Source organism: Dyella japonica DSM 16301 (genome assembly GCF_001010355.1).
Lineage (GTDB): Bacteria > Pseudomonadota > Gammaproteobacteria > Xanthomonadales > Rhodanobacteraceae > Dyella > Dyella japonica.
In genome coordinates this window covers 216,955-232,375 of sequence record NZ_JPLA01000013.1, presented here as the reverse complement: position 1 = coordinate 232,375, position 15,421 = coordinate 216,955, and the positions used below count along the sequence as shown (strand labels likewise).

The window sequence follows — 15,421 nt, the reverse complement described above, 5'->3', positions numbered from 1 at the left end:
CGAGACGACGATGCGTTTGACTCTCTGCTCGATCCTCCTCGCAACATGCGCCACCCTGGCACAGGCCGCCGAACCCAACGTCGACTCACCCTCGGTCCACGTGCTGCTCAGCGCCGACACGGAAACCACCTTGTCCAGCCAGATGAATGGCACGCTCGGTGACATGAAGGTCACCCTGGGTCAGCGCGTGGCCAAGAACGCGCTGCTGGTGGAGCTCAATTGTGGCGAGGCGCAGGCCCGCGCCCAGGCCGCCGATGCGGAACTGGCCATGGCGCAGCAGAATCTGGTCGCCAAGCAAGGCATGCAGAAACTCAATGCCGCCGGCGAAATCGAAGTGGCCAACGCCAAGACCGATGTGGCCAAGGCCCAGGGGGCACGCGCGTTGGCCGCGGCGCAGCGCAACTATTGCTATGTGCGCGCGCCATTCGGTGCACGCATTGCCAAGGTCTATGCGCGGCCATACCAGACGGTCGCCGCCGGCGCGCCCTTGTTCGACCTGGTCAGCGATGGGCCGCTCAAGGTCCGCCTCAACGTGCCTTCGAGCCTGGTGGCGCAGTTGAAGCTCGGCATGCCCTTCCAGATACGCGTGTCGGAAACGGGCAAAACCTATCCGGCGCATGTGAGCGCGATGAGCGCGCGCGTGGACGCCGTGGCACAGACCGTGGAGCTCGAGGCCCGGCTCGATGGCGAGCACCCCGAACTCATCGCCGGCATGAGTGGCGTGGCGCTGTTGCCGGGGGCGCGATGACTGAAGCCTTGCCGCCCTCTGCGCTGCTGATGTTGCTGGCGTCGCTGCGCGACCGCGCGCTGGCCGCCGACACCTTGAATGCCTTGGCGTTCTCCATCGCCAACGATCCTTTTCCCTTGCTCGCCTATCGGCAGGCGCTGGTGTTCGCGCAGCGTGGCGAGAGCTTCGAATTGCTCTGCGTATCGGGCCTGGCCAAACCCACCGAGGACTCGCCCTATCTGATCTGGCTGCGCCGGGCCAGCCGATGGCTGGGCACGCAAGTGACCGATGACCATCCGCTGTGGCTATCCCGCGAGGGCCGCACGCTGCCCGACGACGTCGCCGATGGTTGGTCCGAATGGTGGCCCGCCGGCGCCTGGTGCCTGCCTGTGCACAGCAAGCACGGCGAGCGCGTGGGCATGGTCGTATATCTGCTCGATGCCGCCCCCGATGAGCGCCTCGCCTCACTGCTGCAAGGCTTGCGCAGCACCTGGGCGTATTGCTGGTCGGCACTTACCGGCCGGCAGCATCGTCAGCGCTGGCGGCCGACACGCAAACAGCTGCTCACCTTGACGGCCATCGCCGCACTGCTGTTGCTGTTGCCTGTGCGGCAGACCGCACTGGCTCCTGCCGAAGTGGTGTCGCGACACGCGGAGATCATCAGCTCACCGATCGACGGCGTCATCGCCAGAATGGACGTGCGGCCGAACCAGGCGGTCGAGACCGGCAGCTTGCTGTTCGAGCTGGACGAAACCACCTTGCGCAGCCGCGCCGATGTCCTGAAGAAGGAGGCTGCGGTCGCCGATGCCGAACTGGTGGCCGCCACGCAGCGCGCCTTCGACAATCCGCAGAGCAAGAACGAACTGACCCTGTTGGGCGCGCGATTGCAGGAGCGGCGTGCCGAGCTCGATGGCGTCCGTGCCCAGCTGGAGCGCACGCGCGTCACCTCGCCGCGTGCCGGCGTGGCCGTCTACAGCGATCCGAACGACTGGATCGGCAAACCCGTCGTCACCGGCGAACGGATACTGCGCGTGGCAGACCCGGCCCTGCCTGCCATGCGCATCGAGCTACCCGTGGCCGACGCGATTGCACTCGAGCCCGGCAACAGCGTCACGCTCTATCTTTCCGCATATCCGCTGCAGCCCTTGCACGGCACCATCATCGAAACGAGCTATGAGGCGCGCCCCAACGACGACGGCATCGTGGCGTATCGCCTATTGGCCAGTGTCGACGGCACACCGGAGCACGCGCGACTGGGCTTGCATGGCACGGCCAAGCTCTATGGCAGTCGCGTGTTGCTCGGCTACTACCTGTTTCGCCGGCCGCTCGCGGCCTTCCGCGCGTGGACGGGCCTGTGATGGAATCCGTACTCGACATGCCGCTGCCGCCGCTGCGCGACGACCTGCAGCTGTCCGAAGCGTCGGCCGGCCGCGAAGGCGAGCCGGCATGGGTCATCCAGGACAGCGTGGTCAATCGCTTCTATCGCATCGGCTGGCTGGAGTTCGAATGCCTGCTGCGCTGGGGCAGCTCCCCGCGAGAGATCGCCGACGACATCCAGGCCAAGACCACGCTGCAACCCGACGCGGAACAAGTGTGGACGTTCGGGCTGTTTCTCCAGCACAACCACCTGCTTCGCCCCGGCCCGGCTGCCGTCGAACAGCTGCGCAAAGCCAGCGAAGGCACGCAGTGGCTGACCTGGCGCTGGTGGCTGCATCACTATTTGTTCTTCCGCATTCCGCTGCTGCGCCCCGAGCGGCTGCTGCGCTTCCTGGCCGCCCATACCGACTGGCTGTTCAACCGCATCACGGCGGCCATCATTATCGTGCTGAGCCTGCTCGGCATCCTCATGGTGGCGCACCAGTGGGACGAGTTCACCCATGCGGTGGTGGATGCCTTCTCGTTCGAGGGCGTGCTCGGCTTCGCGCTGGCGATCATCATCGGCAAGACGCTGCACGAACTGGGGCACGCGGTGGTGGCGACGCGACTGGGCGTGCGCGTGGCACATATGGGCATCGCCTTCGTGGTGATGTGGCCGATGCTTTATACCGATACGGGCGAAGCCTGGAAGTTGCGCAGTTCGCGGCAACGCCTGGCGATCGCATCAGCGGGCGTATTGACGGAGCTCACGCTTGCCGGGCTCTCCACCTTTCTCTGGGCGCTGAGCGAACCGGGCACGCTGCGCAACGCCCTGCTCTATCTGGCCACCACCAACTGGGCGCTGACGCTGGCGCTCAACGCCAGTCCGTTCACACGCTTCGACGGCTATTTCATTTTGTCGGATCTGCTGGACGTGCCCAACCTGCACGAGCGTGCCTCGGCGCTTGCACGCGTGGCGGTGCGTCGGCATGTGCTCGGCCTGGACGAGCCATGGCCGGAGGTGATGGATGCCCGCCGGCGCCACATGCTGATCGGCTTCGCCTTCGTGACCTGGGTGTATCGCTTCGCGCTGTTCCTGGGCATCGCCGTGGCCGTGTACTACTTCTTCTTCAAGGCGCTGGGCATCGTGCTGTTCGCGGTGGAAGTGACCTGGTTTATCGGCCTGCCGATTGCGCGCGAACTGCGTCACTGGTGGTCGCGCCGCAGCGAGGTGCCGGTGCGTCGACGCATGATCGTGTTCGCGATCATCGCCATCATACTGGTGCTGATTGCCCTGCCCTGGCGCACCCAGGTACATGCCTACGCCGTGGCCCGCTCTGCGCAGCAGCAGCGGATCTTCGCGCCGTTTGCAGCGCGCATCCGCGATATCCATGCCTCCGGCGAAGTCGCCGCGGGCACGCCGCTGGTGGTGCTGGAGCAACCCGATATCGCCATACGGATGCGCGGCAGCCAATCCAGTCTGCAAGGCTATCAGGCTCAGCTGTCCAGTCTGCTGGCCCAGCCGGGCGGCATCGATCAGCAATCGGCCACCACCGAGCGCGTCAACGTGCAGCTCGAGGAAGTGGCGTCCGCACGCGATGAAATAGCGCGCCTCACCTTGCGCGCCCCGTTTGCCGGGCGCTGGATGGACGTCAACCCCGACTGGAAACCCGGCCAATGGATCAAGGCCACCGAGCCGCTGGGCGTGATCGCCGATCCGCAGCGCTGGCAAGTGGATGCCTATGTGCCGCAGGAAGACATCTACCGGATTCAGCCCGGTGCCGAGGCCACCTTTTTTGCGGACGGCCACGTCGGCGCCATCCACGGCCGCGTGATTTCCATTGCCAGCTCGCGCTCCAGCCAGCTCGATCACGCCATGCTCTCCTCGCGCTATGGCGGCCCCATTGCCGTGGCCAAGAAGGCCGACAGCGATGCGCCGTCGTCGGCGTTCTTCCTGGTGGTCATCCAGTTGGATGGCGCTCCCTACACCGTGCGTGAGTTGCGTGGGCACGCGCAGATCGAGGGTGAGCGGCGCAGTTACCTGATGTCTGGCCTGACGCGCCTGTTGTCGGCCGTGATCAAGCAAAGCGGCTTTTGACGAGCACCTCTGGTAGGTAAATCTACGCAGCGACCTCTAGGTACTTCTGCGCTGGCAGTAACGCCATCGACTGCACACTATCACCAGAAATCTTGATGCTTGAGGGCCAGCTAGCCGTCACACATCAAGCCTGCGCGTGCGGCATCGAAACCTCTGGCGACGCCTCCATCCTGGCCTGCCAGACCCATCACCAGCCGGTAGACAGCCTGAGTAGCGTATGCGCGTGACGACGCGAGCGTTCGCGGTATTGGCCATCGCGATAGGGGGTGTCACCGGTGCCTCGGTGCACGCCACGGAAGGTGCCGGCGGCCTCTATCTGCTTGGCAGCCAGGCGCTGGGTGCCGGCCTGGCGCCCGCTCCCGGCTGGTATGTATCAACCGCTGTTGCGCAGTACAACGGCGCGGTCGGCAGTACCACGGTGGGCGGCGTCACCCTGGTGACCTTGAAAAAGCGTGTCGACAGCATGGCGGTCAACCTGCTCTACGCTCCCGCCACGCCGATCTTCGGTGGTCAAGCCGCCATCTCCGTGACCGCGCCTTATGCGTATCTGCGCCTCAGCGGCGAAATCACCGGGACGCGTCAGACCTCAGGCTCGGTCAGCAATACCGACCTGGCCGACATGGCGATCAACGGGCGTCTGGGCTGGAAGATCAACAACGGGTTCTCTCACGCCATATCGCTGACCGTGTGGGCACCCACGGGCGACTACAACAAAGGCTTCAACGCGTCCCTGGGCCACAATCGCTGGGCCGGCGACGTGCTGTGGGCGATGACCTATGTGTCGCCCCATTCCCACCTCGAGCTGTCTGCAGCCGTGGGCTACGGGATCAACGGTCCCAACGACATCACCCATTACCGCAGCGGCAACGAAGCCCACGTCGAACTTGCCGTGGGCAAGCGGCTGTCGCCCCACTGGGTGGTTGGCCTGGCCGGCTACGCGTACCGCCAGGTCACCGCCGATACGGGGCGCGGAGCAAATCTTGGTGGACTGGAAGGCCGCGTGCTGGGTGCGGGACCCGCCGTCAACTACGGCACCAGGTTTGGCAGCCATGCCCTGGCCGTCGGTGTCCGCTACTACCGCGAATTCGACGCCAATGATCATTTCCACGGCGACGTGGTGATCGCCTCGGCCACCTTCCGCCTTTGATGCGGCGCTACATCTGATACGTCTTGAGCTTGTACCAGAGCGTGCGTTCGCTGACGCCCAGCAGGCGCGCAGCGGCAGCCTTGTTGTTGTCGCTGCGCGCCAGCGCGGCCTCGATCAGTTGGCGCTCCAGCGATTCGACGCGATCCTTCAAGGCCAGCGAGCCCTCGGGCACCGGCGCGGCATGCGGCGGCGAGGCCGTGGCTTCACGCGACAGCTCGGCGGGCAGCAGTGTCGCGCCGACCTCGCCGTCGCGACACAACACCGCGGCGCGCTCCATCAGGTTCTCCAGCTCGCGCACATTGCCCGGCCAGTCGTAGGCTTCCAGTCGTTCCAGTGCACGCGCCGACAGCCGCGGCGTGGCGCGGCCCAGTTCCAGCGAGTATTTGTTGAGAAAGTGATTGGCCAGAATGGTCATGTCGCCCTGACGATCGCGCAGCCTGGGCACGTCGATGCGCACCACGTTGAGCCGGAAGTAAAGATCCCGCCGCAGCAAGCCCGCCTCAACGGCCTCCAGCGGCTCGCGATTGGTCGCCGCCACCACGCGCAAGTCCACCGGTATCGCCGCATTGGCGCCCAGCCTCTCGATGCGTCCTTCCTGCAGCACGCGCAGCAGTTTGGCCTGCAGGCTGCTGGGCATTTCGGTGATCTCGTCGAGAAAGATGGTGCCGCCACTGGCCAGCTCGCACTTGCCCACGCGATCGCGCAAGGCGCCGGTGAAGGCGCCTTTGACATGGCCGAAGAGTTCGGTCTCCAGCAGCTCGGTGGGAATGGCCGCGCAATTGATCGGCACGAACAGGCCTTGTCGCCCGGATGCCTGGTGGATGGCGCGCGCCACCAATTCCTTGCCCGTCCCGGTTTCGCCGACGATGAAGGCGTTGCTGCGCGTGGGTGCCACCTGGCGGATCAGCTCGTAAAGCGCCTGCATGGCTGGACTGACGCCGATGAACTCGCCCCAGCCTCGCGAGATCTCTTCGCGCAGATAGTAGTTCTCGCGCTGCACCGCCTGCATGGCCAACGCCCGCGTCACCGCCATCTCGACGGTCTCCATTTCGAACGGGCGGATGATGTAATCGATGGCGCCCAGCTTCATCGCGGCCACGGCGGTCTCGATGGTGGCGTAGGCCGTCATGACGATGACCGGCACATCCTGGCTGCGTTCGCGCAAGGCCTCGAGCAAGGCGATGCCGTCCATCCGGGGCATGCGCAGGTCCGTGAGCACCAGGTCGATCGACTGCTGCTCGATGATGGCCAGCGCCTCCATGCCGTCGCCGGCTTCGAGCACGTCATGGCCCAGCGACTTCAGGGACAGTTCGAGGATGCGGCGCATCTTCGCCTCGTTGTCCACCACGAGTATCCGCCTGGCGTTCATCGGTTTTGACCATCCACTGCAAATCGAAGATTGAAGGATGCGCCACCCCAGGCACTCTCGCCCACGGTGATCTCGCCCCCATGCACATGCACGACCTGCTGCACGATCGTCAGGCCCAGGCCGATGCCGCCATCGCGACGGCTGAAGAAGGGATCGAAAATCGTCTGCCGCAACGATTCGGGTACGCCGGGACCGTCGTCCATCACGCTGATCCACACCGCGCCCGCATCGGAACGTGTAGCCACCTGCACGCGCCCTTGCTCGCCCACGAAGGCCAGCGCATTCAACACCAGGTTGAGCAGCACCTGCATGATCTGCTCGCGATCGCAGGGAAAGATCAGCACCGGCTCGGCAAACTTGCTGGACAGCGACACGCCGGCCTTGTCGGCCCGCGAAGCCAGCAGCCCAAGCACGCTGTCGATGATGGCGTGCAGATCGTGCGGACGGAAATCGGGCGGCGCCGGGCGCGCGCATTCCAGCAGCAGGGTGACCAGCCGGTTGAGCCGTTCGGTCTCGCTGAAGATAAAACCGATCAGCTCATGCTCGCGCTCGCCCAGGTGCGGCTGGCGCTGCAGCATTTGCGCGGAACTGCGCAGTATGCCCATGGGAGTGCGCACCTCGTGCGCCATGATGGCGGCCATCTCACCGACCACGGCCAGCTTGCCCGCACGCACGACCTGCTCGCGCGAGCGCGCCAAGGCATCGATCATCTCCGCGTACGCGCGATGCAGCTCGTGGATCTCGGAGATATTGGTGGCAGGCAGCTGCGGCAAGGCCGCGTCGCGCTGGCGGAAGCTGCGGGTAAAGTCGGTGAGCGCCACGATGGGCAGCGCAATACGGTTGGCCAGGCGCGAGGAAATCCACAGTCCCGCGAGCAAGGTCAGCACCAGCACCGCCAGCATCGCCCACAACAGGCGCCAGATCGGCCCGAAGGACACCGAGGTCGGCTCCATCATCACGATATGCCAGCCCAGACCCTGGAATTGCTGATAGCCGGTGGAGGTGGCGATGCCGACCAACAAGGTGCCGTAACCGAGCGCGCTGCCATCGCGCACATAGGACAGCGCGCCGCGGGCTGGCAGGCGCCAATCCAGTTGCAGGCGTGACAGGTCGGCGCGTGCACGCAAGGCAGCGGAGGCAGCGATGACGCGGCCGCGATCGTCCACCAGCAGCAGGCCGCGCGAGCCATGATCAACCGCCTCGTCCAGCAGCGCCTGCACGGCCTGCCAGTTCAACACGACGTAGAGGTAGCCGATGCTGCCCTGGCCAAAGGTGTTCGGCACCGGCGTGCGCAGGATGGCGCCATGGCCATCGGCACCCCACGTCTGCGCAATGGACGCGCCGCCCAGACGGGCACCGGAAATCGGACGCCACTCACTGCTCGCGGGCGCCGCCGTGCCAATCAGCGAAGGCTGGCTGGCAGCGACCACACGCCCGTGTTCGTCGGTGCACAGCAGTGCGGCATACGCATTGCCCTGACCGGCGTGCAGGTCCGAGAGAAAGTGCGAGAGGCGCTTGTCGACATCGTTGACGCGGACGTCCTGCATCACCTCCAGCCCGCTCCACACGCGCATGTTTTCGATATGCGAGAACAGCAGCGTGTCGATGCGCTGCATCACCGTGCTGGCGCCAAAACGCAGGTTGCCGGCAATCTCCGAACGCAGCGCACTGCGAAACTGATAGAACGAGAGCGCGCCCACCACCAGCACGGTGCCCAGCAGGGTCAGGAACAGCAGGCGAAACAGGGCTGATCGTGTCGTCAAGGTGCTGCCGTCGCGCTGATGATGGGAGGGCGTCGCCGCCCGGGTGGGATGGCACGCCTTTGCGGTAGCCCCTGCACTGTCGCAGAATCCGCCGCAGTGCCGAGCCCTGCCGGTGGAATCGTCGCTCGCGAGCCTTTCGTTTCGCTGTGCCGGCCGCCGGAACCAGGTGTGCCGGCTTGGTTCCATTCCATGTTGGTGGGCATGACCGATGAACAGGCACCCTCGCCGCTTTTCGCTCCCAGGCGCAGCCGCACTGCTGCTTGGGCTGGCCTGCGCCTCGGGCGCCATGGCGGCGGACGATGGCGACGGCAGCTGGCAACCGGCGCCGTATACGCTGGGCCAGGGCCTGTACTTTCCTGGCGTGGGCCTGCGGGTGGGCGGCTATGCCGACCTCAATTTCTTTAGCGTCCAGGGCACCAAGACCAGCTACAACGTGCGCGACCTGAGCCTGTTCATCACCCAGGACATCGGCACCCGCTGGCAGCTTTTCAGCGAAATCGAGGCCACCAATCCGGTGAACAGCACCGGGCGTACCGACGATGACGACGCCGAGCTAGACATCGAGCGGCTGTACGCGGACTACCACGCCAACCAGGCCATCACCTTCCGCTTTGGCAAGTTCCTCACCCCGGTGGGCGAATGGAATCTGGTGCATGCCGACCCGCTGACCTGGACCGTGTCGCGCCCTTTGTCCACCTCGGCCGCCTTCTCGCGTCACGCCAACGGCGCCATGATGTTCGGCACGGTACCGGTGCACGGAAACGACCTCGATTACTGGGTTTTTGCCGACGACAGCAAGAACCTCAATATCGGCCGCGACCAGGACAATGCGTATACCAACTTCGGCACCACCGAGACGCTGCAGAACAATTTTCGCCAGGCCATCGGCGGCCGGGTGCTCTACCACCTGCTGGGCGACTCGCTGAGCATCGGCGCCTCCACGCTGAACTACGAGCTGCAGCAGCCGCGCGAAAAATACTGGCTCAACGGCATCGATTTCAGCTGGACCAGCCGCTACGTGAGCCTCACCGGCGAGGGCATCTATCGCAGCAGCACGAGCAGCACCCCCGATGAGCGCGGCGGCTTCGTGCAGGCCGAAGTGCCGGTGTGGCGGCGGCTGTACCTGATCGGCCGTTATGAGCGCTATCGCTCATCGACGCCGGCGCAGACCAGCACCATCCGCACCACGGCCATCAATTTCAAGCCGATCGAAGGGGTGGTGCTCAAACTGGAATATCGCGACGGCTCGCACAACGAGCTGCTCGCGCCCACCGGCTGGCTGGCGTCTGTCGCGGTGCTGTTCTGAGCGTCGCACCCATGCGCGGATACCCTCGGCAATGGTCGACCTGGCTGGTCATCAGCGTACTGCTGATGCGCCCGGGCATGGCCTGGGCGGCGCAGCCGCAGATCGCCATCATCACCGCGCTCGATGGGCCGCAGCTGACGCTGGATCAGAACACGGTACGCAACGTGTATCTGAAGAAGATCTTCGTGGATGGCAAGGGACAACGCCTGACGCCGGTCAACCTGCCCAGCCGCTCGCCCATGCGTGTGGCGTTCTCGCACACACTGCTGCATATGGACGACACCCAGCTGCAGGATTACTGGGACCAGCAGTACTTCCAGGGCGTCAGTCCGCCATACGTGCTCGCTTCGACCGATGCCGTGGTGCGCTTTGTGGCGACCACGCCGGGCGCGATCGGTTACGTGGAGCCGTGCCAGGCGGACGCCAGCGTGCGCGTCGTACTCACCATCACCCTGCCAGCGCACCAGGGCGAGGATCTCCCGGCCTGTCCGGAACATCCTGCGCCCTGAGTCCTTGGCCGGTCTGCCAATAGTTGCAGACAAAGTTTGCACCCTGCAGAAAGCGTCGCGCGCCCGGGCCGCTGCCCACGGCCCTCTTTCATCGCACCATCAGCCACTTGGGGTCGTGGCACGAAATTCGCACCGCAGGCATTGCCCTGCTGCGAGCCGCCTGATGCCCTGACTTCTATGTGTCAACTTTTTGCGCCCTTCATAGGGCATGATGGGTTGGCGGTAGTTGCGCGGATCTCGGCATGAGCCCGGAGCGGAATTCACCTCATGCCTCCTCCATGCCGACCGGTGCCGCTTGAACCAAACCAAGACCCTCCACTGCAACGAGCCGCTGCCTCGCAAAGGCATTTTTCGCATCCTGGTCTGCCGCCCCAACCATCGGCTTGGCAACACCATCCTGCTCACGCCGTTGATCGCGGAGCTTGAGCGGCACTTCAAGGGCGCGGAGATCGACGTGATCTCCGAGGGTGATATCGCCGCGGAGATCTTTGCGACGTTCTTCAGCGTCCGCAACGTCTATTGCCTGCCCAAGCGCGGATTCAAGCACCCGCTGCCTTTCCTGCACCTGCTGCACCGCGTGCGCCGCACCCGCTACGACCTGATCATCGATCCATGCCTGGGCTCGGGCTTCAGCCGTGCCATCACGCGCCTGCTGCACGGCAGCTACAAGCTGGGCTTCAGCGACACGCCGCTGCGCTCGGGCCTCACTCACGCGGCGCCGACCAGCATCGCCATGCAACATATGGCCAAGCGCCCGGTCAATCTGCTGCGCTGGGCGTTGGGCCGCAGCCATGGCGAGGAGCCTGGCTATCCTCCCTTGGATATCCGACTGACCGAAGTCGAGCTGGCCCACGGCCGCCGCGTCATCGGTGAGCTGCTGGCCGTGTCGCGACAGACCAGCTCGCCGCCGGTGGTGGGTGTGTTCGCCAATGCGACGGGCGCCAAGCGCTACCCGATGGACTGGTGGCGCGAGTTCATCGACACCTTCAAGACGCTGTGCCCGGCGGCCAGCATGCTCGAGCTGATCCCCATGCACGGTCATTCCATGCTGGGCGCCGAATGGCCGGGTTATTACTCCTCCGACATCCGCCGCATGGGCGCCGTCATGGCCGGCATGGACTTGATGATCACCGCCGATTGCGGCGTGATGCATCTGGCCGTGGCGTCCCGCGTGCCTACGGTCGGCATGTTCTGCGTCACCGATGCTTCGGTCTATGCCCCCTACGGGAACGGCAACTGCTCGCTGCCCACGCAAGGGCTGTCGGCGCGTGAGGTCGCGTGCCGCGTGGTGGCGGCGCATCCGGATCTGCTCGGGCGCCCGGTGTTCGGCTCGTCGCTCGGAGACGTGGCGGCCACCGCGGGCGAAGACCTGTTTCTCGCCCGGGCATGGGCACCATGACGCAAGTGCTGGGCACGCCTGTCGAGTCTCCCGCAGAGCGTGCCGAGGACGTGTCCTTGCATCGCCAGCACTCCGGAAGCGAGCCGGGTGATGCCGCTGCGCAAACACAGTCACGCGAGCGACTGCAACGTTGGCTGTTGATGCTGGGCGCCTTGCTGCTGCTCGCGGCAGGCATCGGCCTGCGCGGTCCCACGCCTTCGGATGAGCCGCGATTCGCGCTGGTGGCGCATCAGATGGCGGCTTCCGGGAACTGGCTGATTCCGCATCGCGGCAGCGACTGGTATTCGGACAAGCCGCCGCTGTTCATGGCGATGCAGGCGCTGTCGTATACGCTCACCGGCAACTGGCGCGTGGCGTTCTTGCTGCCCTCGTTGCTGAGCGCGCTGGGTACGCTGTGGCTGGTGTATGACCTGGCGCGCCGGCTGTGGGGACACCGCGCCGGTATGGTCGCCAGCCTGGCTTTGCTGTGTACGGTGCAATTCGTCTTCCAGGCCAAGCGCGGGCAGATCGATCCGACCGTCACGTTCTTCATCACGCTTGCCAACGTCGGCCTGCTGCGGCATCTGCTGCTGGGCCCGGACTGGCGTGCATTCTGGCTGGGCTGCTTTGCCGCGGGACTGGGCGTCATCACCAAGGGCGTGGGCTTTCTTGCCTTGATGATGTTCCTGCCATGGGCCTTTGCCGTGCGGCGTCGCTGGCCGGATATGCCTGACCTGCGTGGTCATGCCGGGCACTGGCTGGGCGGCCTGCTGGCGTTCGCCCTGGCCATCGCGCTGTGGATGGCGCCCTTGCTTTTCTACGTGCACGCCTACGACAGCGACGTGGCACGCAGCTATCTGCACGACATCTTCTTCAACCAGACCGTCAACCGCTACGTGCATCCATGGAACAGCTTCCAGCCGCCATGGTTCTATCTCACGGTGATCATCACCTCGTGGCTGCCGCTCAGTCTTGCCTTGCCCGCCTTGGCGCCGGCGTGGATGGAGCGGCTGCGGGCGCGCGATGCACGCATCCTGCTGCCGCTGGCGTGGATCGTCTTGGTCATCGTGTTCTTCAGCCTGACCCGGGCCAAGCGCGATGTCTACATCATGCCGGCGCTGCCGATGCTGGCGCTGTGCGCAGGGCCGTATCTGGAAGATGCGTTGCGCAAGCGCTGGTTGTCGTTCGTCGCGATCGGGTTCCTGCTATTGCTCGGCGGCGCGGCGCTCGGCATCGGCGTGGCTGCGCTTGGCTTTCATCCCGCGGCGACCGTGCGCTTCATGGCTGCGCGTCAGCTGGGTGAGCAGGCGCCGCTGTGGTGGGGCATGTGCATCGCCCTGGGCGCCTGGTTGCTGCTGCAGCCGCTGATCTTTCGCCGCCAGCGCGCGGGTATGGCCGTGCTGGCCGGCATGGCCGGTGTGTGGCTGATCTGGGGACTGGGCATGGCGCCCTTGCTGGCGCGCGCAAGCTCGCCTGCCACGCTGGCGGCTCGCGTCGAACAGACGATAGGCCCGCACGCCGAACTCGCGCTGGTCGCCTGGAAAGAAGAACTGCCGCTGGCCTTTACGCGACCGCTCACCGATTTCGGCTTCGTGGTGCCGTGGCATCAGCAGCTGGCCTCGGCCATCCGCTGGCAGGCCCAGGCGCCGTCGCAGCGATGGGTGCTTGTTCTGGCCGATGTGATGGAGCCCTGCATCATCCGCTCGGCCAGTGTGGACATGGGCGTCACCAGTGGACGTGACTGGCGGCTGTTCCGCAGCGATGCGGTAGCTCCGGCCTGCCGGCAGGGCCAGGTGCCCACGGGCGCCGTCGAGGACTGGGGCGGCATCGACAGCCATCGCTGATGCAGCTAGACCTCGCATTTGTGCCACCACGTTCTCGAGTCGCCCGTGAATTTTCCTGATAGCCAAGCGCTGCGCACCACACCGTACGAACGGCTCGCTCCCTACCTGCCATGGGCATGGTTGCCGCTGTGGATCGCAGCCGCGCTGGTTGCCATTTTTCAGCACGGCCCGATGCCCATGTATTCCACGCGCACGCTGTCGGTGGCATGGGAGATGTGGACGCACCACAGCGTGCTGGTCCCCTACCTCAACGGCCTGCCCTATAGTGATAAACCACCGTTGCTGCTGTGGCTGATCCAGCTGGGCTGGGCCATCGGCGGTGTCGGCGATGTGTGGCCGCGCCTGCTCGAGGTGGCGCTCGGTGCCTTGCAGCTGGTGTTGGCGTGGCGGCTGGCGCGCCGGCTCTTCCCACAAAATCCACTGATCGCGCACGGCACGGCATGGATCCTGCTCGCGCTTACGTATGGTTTCCTGTTTGGCCTGCAGGTCATGTATGAGGTGCTGCTGGCCGACTGCGTGCTGGCCGCCCTGCTCTGCCTCGCACCATCGGCAAACGGACAACCTCCGCAGCTGGGCAGGTTTGCGCTGGCGCTCAGTCTCGGCTTGCTGACCAAGGGACCGGTGATGTTGCTGCACGTCGGCCTGCCCTGGCTGCTCGGTCCTTTATGGAGCGAGTGCGCGCACAACCATGCGCGACGGTGGTATGTGCGCGGAGGCGCCGCGTGCGCCGTGGCCTGCGCTGTCCTGCTGACCTGGGCTTTGTTGGCCGCATGGAGCGGTGGCGTAGCCTATCGACACACTCTGCTGGTGCATCAGACCGCCGGTCGTGTCGTTGACGCTTTCGCCCATGCCCAACCGTTCTGGTGGTACCTGCCCTTGCTGCCGGTGCTGGTGTTTCCGTTCGCGCTGTGGCCACGCATCTGGCTGGCCTTGGCATCGTGGCGCCATCCGCTGGAGCCTGGTGTGCGGTTTCTGCTCGCCTGGCTGGTCCCTGTGTTTCTGGCGTTCTCGATGATCAGCGGCAAGCAGGCGTATTACCTGCTGCCGGAGTTCGCCGGATTTGCCATGCTGATCGCGGCGTCGCTGGCGCGCCTGTCCTTGCAGGAAACGCGGAACAGCCGCTGGTGGTCACCATGGCCCTTGGCGCTGCTGCTGGCGCTTGCCGGCGTGGCCTTGATGGCCATGGATGGACTGGTGGCCCATGGGCACCTCGCCGATCCCATGTATGCAACGCTGGCCACGCACAGTCGCCCCTTCGGTGCGTTGTATCTGCTGCTGGCATTGGCGCTTGCGCTGCCGCGACGAGGAGAACTGTACCGCGTGGCGGGCGTGGGCCTGCTCGCCGTGGTGGCGGCCAACGGGCTCTTCAGCATGACCTTATGGCCAGCCTACGACTTCACACCCGTCGCCAGGCTGCTGGCCACAGCGCAGCAGCAGGGACGCGCCGTCGCCAACTTCGAATCGAATGACGGGCAGTACACCTTCCTCGGACGTCTCACCGAGCCGGTCGCATCCGTGCACAGTCTGCACGCACTAAGCGAGTGGGCGCGCCAACACCCCGAAGGCCTGGTGATCATCTATCCCAGACGCCTGAGCGACGCCGATCGCGCGCAAGCCATCTATACCCAACCATTCCGCGGCATATCGCTGGCCGTGTGGCCGGCGCAGGCCCTCGTGCAGGCGCTTCCTCAGGAAATCCTGTGACGTGATGCGTGCGCCGCAGCGCGCACTCCTACCTTTTTTGCAAACAAAAATTGCGGGGTGCAGGTTTTGCATGGCGCTCCCGGCGCATGTCCATCGCGCAAACATGCGCGCGCTCAGCCACTTAGTGGCATGGCATGAAATTGGCAAAAGGCTAGACAGACCTTAGCCAACGCAGAGCCTCATCCATGCCCGCAACAGCCGGTACGTTTGATCGGTTGTC

The 15,421-nt window shown here is 65.4% G+C and carries 11 protein-coding genes; 9 read left to right on the top strand and 2 right to left on the bottom strand.

The window, feature by feature from the left end; all coding sequences use genetic code 11:
- Nucleotides 1–10 precede the first annotated feature (10 nt).
- The 4 genes from Y882_RS05910 (at nucleotide 11) to Y882_RS05895 (ending at nucleotide 5,328) form a co-directional block, all read left to right on the top strand.
- Nucleotides 11–748: an efflux RND transporter periplasmic adaptor subunit gene (locus tag Y882_RS05910; protein WP_046970945.1), complete on the top strand. Its 738-nt coding sequence runs from the start codon at nucleotides 11–13 to the stop codon at nucleotides 746–748.
- Nucleotides 745–2,085: an efflux RND transporter periplasmic adaptor subunit gene (locus Y882_RS05905; protein WP_046970944.1), complete on the top strand. Its 1,341-nt coding sequence runs from the start codon at nucleotides 745–747 to the stop codon at nucleotides 2,083–2,085. Before Y882_RS05910 ends, Y882_RS05905 begins: the two co-directional genes overlap by 4 nt.
- Entirely contained in the window at nucleotides 2,085–4,181 is a 2,097-nt protein-coding gene (locus tag Y882_RS05900) for a site-2 protease family protein (protein WP_046970943.1), read from the top strand. The genes Y882_RS05905 and Y882_RS05900 overlap by 1 nt, the downstream gene beginning before the upstream one ends.
- 217 nt (nucleotides 4,182–4,398) lie before the next feature.
- Nucleotides 4,399–5,328, top strand: a complete 930-nt coding sequence (locus tag Y882_RS05895) for a SphA family protein (protein ID WP_046970942.1) — start codon at nucleotides 4,399–4,401, stop codon at nucleotides 5,326–5,328.
- A gap of 7 nt (nucleotides 5,329–5,335) precedes the next feature.
- Here Y882_RS05895 and Y882_RS05890 read toward each other — a convergent pair whose 3' ends face one another.
- Together Y882_RS05890 and Y882_RS05885 are read right to left on the bottom strand one after the other, a co-directional pair.
- Nucleotides 5,336–6,697: a sigma-54-dependent transcriptional regulator gene (locus tag Y882_RS05890; RefSeq protein ID WP_046970941.1), complete on the bottom strand. Its 1,362-nt coding sequence runs from the start codon at nucleotides 6,695–6,697 to the stop codon at nucleotides 5,336–5,338.
- On the bottom strand, nucleotides 6,694–8,460 hold the full coding sequence (locus Y882_RS05885) for a PAS domain-containing sensor histidine kinase (protein WP_046970940.1): 1,767 nt from the start codon (nucleotides 8,458–8,460) through the stop codon (nucleotides 6,694–6,696). Before Y882_RS05885 ends, Y882_RS05890 begins: the two co-directional genes overlap by 4 nt.
- 208 nt (nucleotides 8,461–8,668) lie before the next feature.
- Here Y882_RS05885 and Y882_RS05880 point away from each other — a divergent pair, with 208 nt between their 5' ends.
- The 5 genes from Y882_RS05880 (at nucleotide 8,669) to Y882_RS05860 (ending at nucleotide 15,201) form a co-directional block, all read left to right on the top strand.
- Nucleotides 8,669–9,766: a porin gene (locus Y882_RS05880; RefSeq protein WP_046970939.1), complete on the top strand. Its 1,098-nt coding sequence runs from the start codon at nucleotides 8,669–8,671 to the stop codon at nucleotides 9,764–9,766.
- Nucleotides 9,767–9,777: 11 nt separating this feature from the next.
- A complete protein-coding gene (locus tag Y882_RS05875; RefSeq protein WP_052949709.1) occupies nucleotides 9,778–10,275 on the top strand; it encodes a type 2 periplasmic-binding domain-containing protein in 498 nt (165 codons plus the stop codon).
- A 295-nt stretch (nucleotides 10,276–10,570) separates the two neighbouring features.
- The gene (locus Y882_RS05870) at nucleotides 10,571–11,674 is read left to right on the top strand and encodes a glycosyltransferase family 9 protein (protein WP_052949707.1); all 1,104 of its coding nucleotides are present in this window, start codon (nucleotides 10,571–10,573) and stop codon (nucleotides 11,672–11,674) included.
- Entirely contained in the window at nucleotides 11,671–13,497 is a 1,827-nt protein-coding gene (locus tag Y882_RS05865; RefSeq protein WP_082120954.1) for an ArnT family glycosyltransferase, read from the top strand. Before Y882_RS05870 ends, Y882_RS05865 begins: the two co-directional genes overlap by 4 nt.
- Nucleotides 13,498–13,542: 45 nt before the next feature.
- Nucleotides 13,543–15,201 carry an ArnT family glycosyltransferase gene (locus Y882_RS05860; protein ID WP_244466249.1) on the top strand — a complete coding sequence of 553 codons (1,659 nt, stop codon included), beginning with the start codon at nucleotides 13,543–13,545 and terminating at the stop codon, nucleotides 15,199–15,201.
- Nucleotides 15,202–15,421 lie beyond the last annotated feature (220 nt).

Excerpts from the sequence above, each read along its gene's own strand:
- Y882_RS05865 (WP_082120954.1), top strand. The coding sequence starts at position 11,671 with ATGACGCAAGTGCTGGGCACGCCTGTCGAGTCTCCCGCAGAGCGTGCC.
- Y882_RS05895 (WP_046970942.1), top strand. The coding sequence starts at position 4,399 with ATGCGCGTGACGACGCGAGCGTTCGCGGTATTGGCCATCGCGATAGGG.
- Y882_RS05900 (WP_046970943.1), top strand. The coding sequence starts at position 2,085 with ATGGAATCCGTACTCGACATGCCGCTGCCGCCGCTGCGCGACGACCTG.
- Y882_RS05875 (WP_052949709.1), top strand. The coding sequence starts at position 9,778 with ATGCGCGGATACCCTCGGCAATGGTCGACCTGGCTGGTCATCAGCGTA.
- Y882_RS05880 (WP_046970939.1), top strand. The coding sequence starts at position 8,669 with ATGAACAGGCACCCTCGCCGCTTTTCGCTCCCAGGCGCAGCCGCACTG.
- Y882_RS05905 (WP_046970944.1), top strand. The coding sequence starts at position 745 with ATGACTGAAGCCTTGCCGCCCTCTGCGCTGCTGATGTTGCTGGCGTCG.
- Y882_RS05910 (WP_046970945.1), top strand. The coding sequence starts at position 11 with ATGCGTTTGACTCTCTGCTCGATCCTCCTCGCAACATGCGCCACCCTG.
- Y882_RS05890 (WP_046970941.1), bottom strand. The coding sequence starts at position 6,697 with ATGAACGCCAGGCGGATACTCGTGGTGGACAACGAGGCGAAGATGCGC.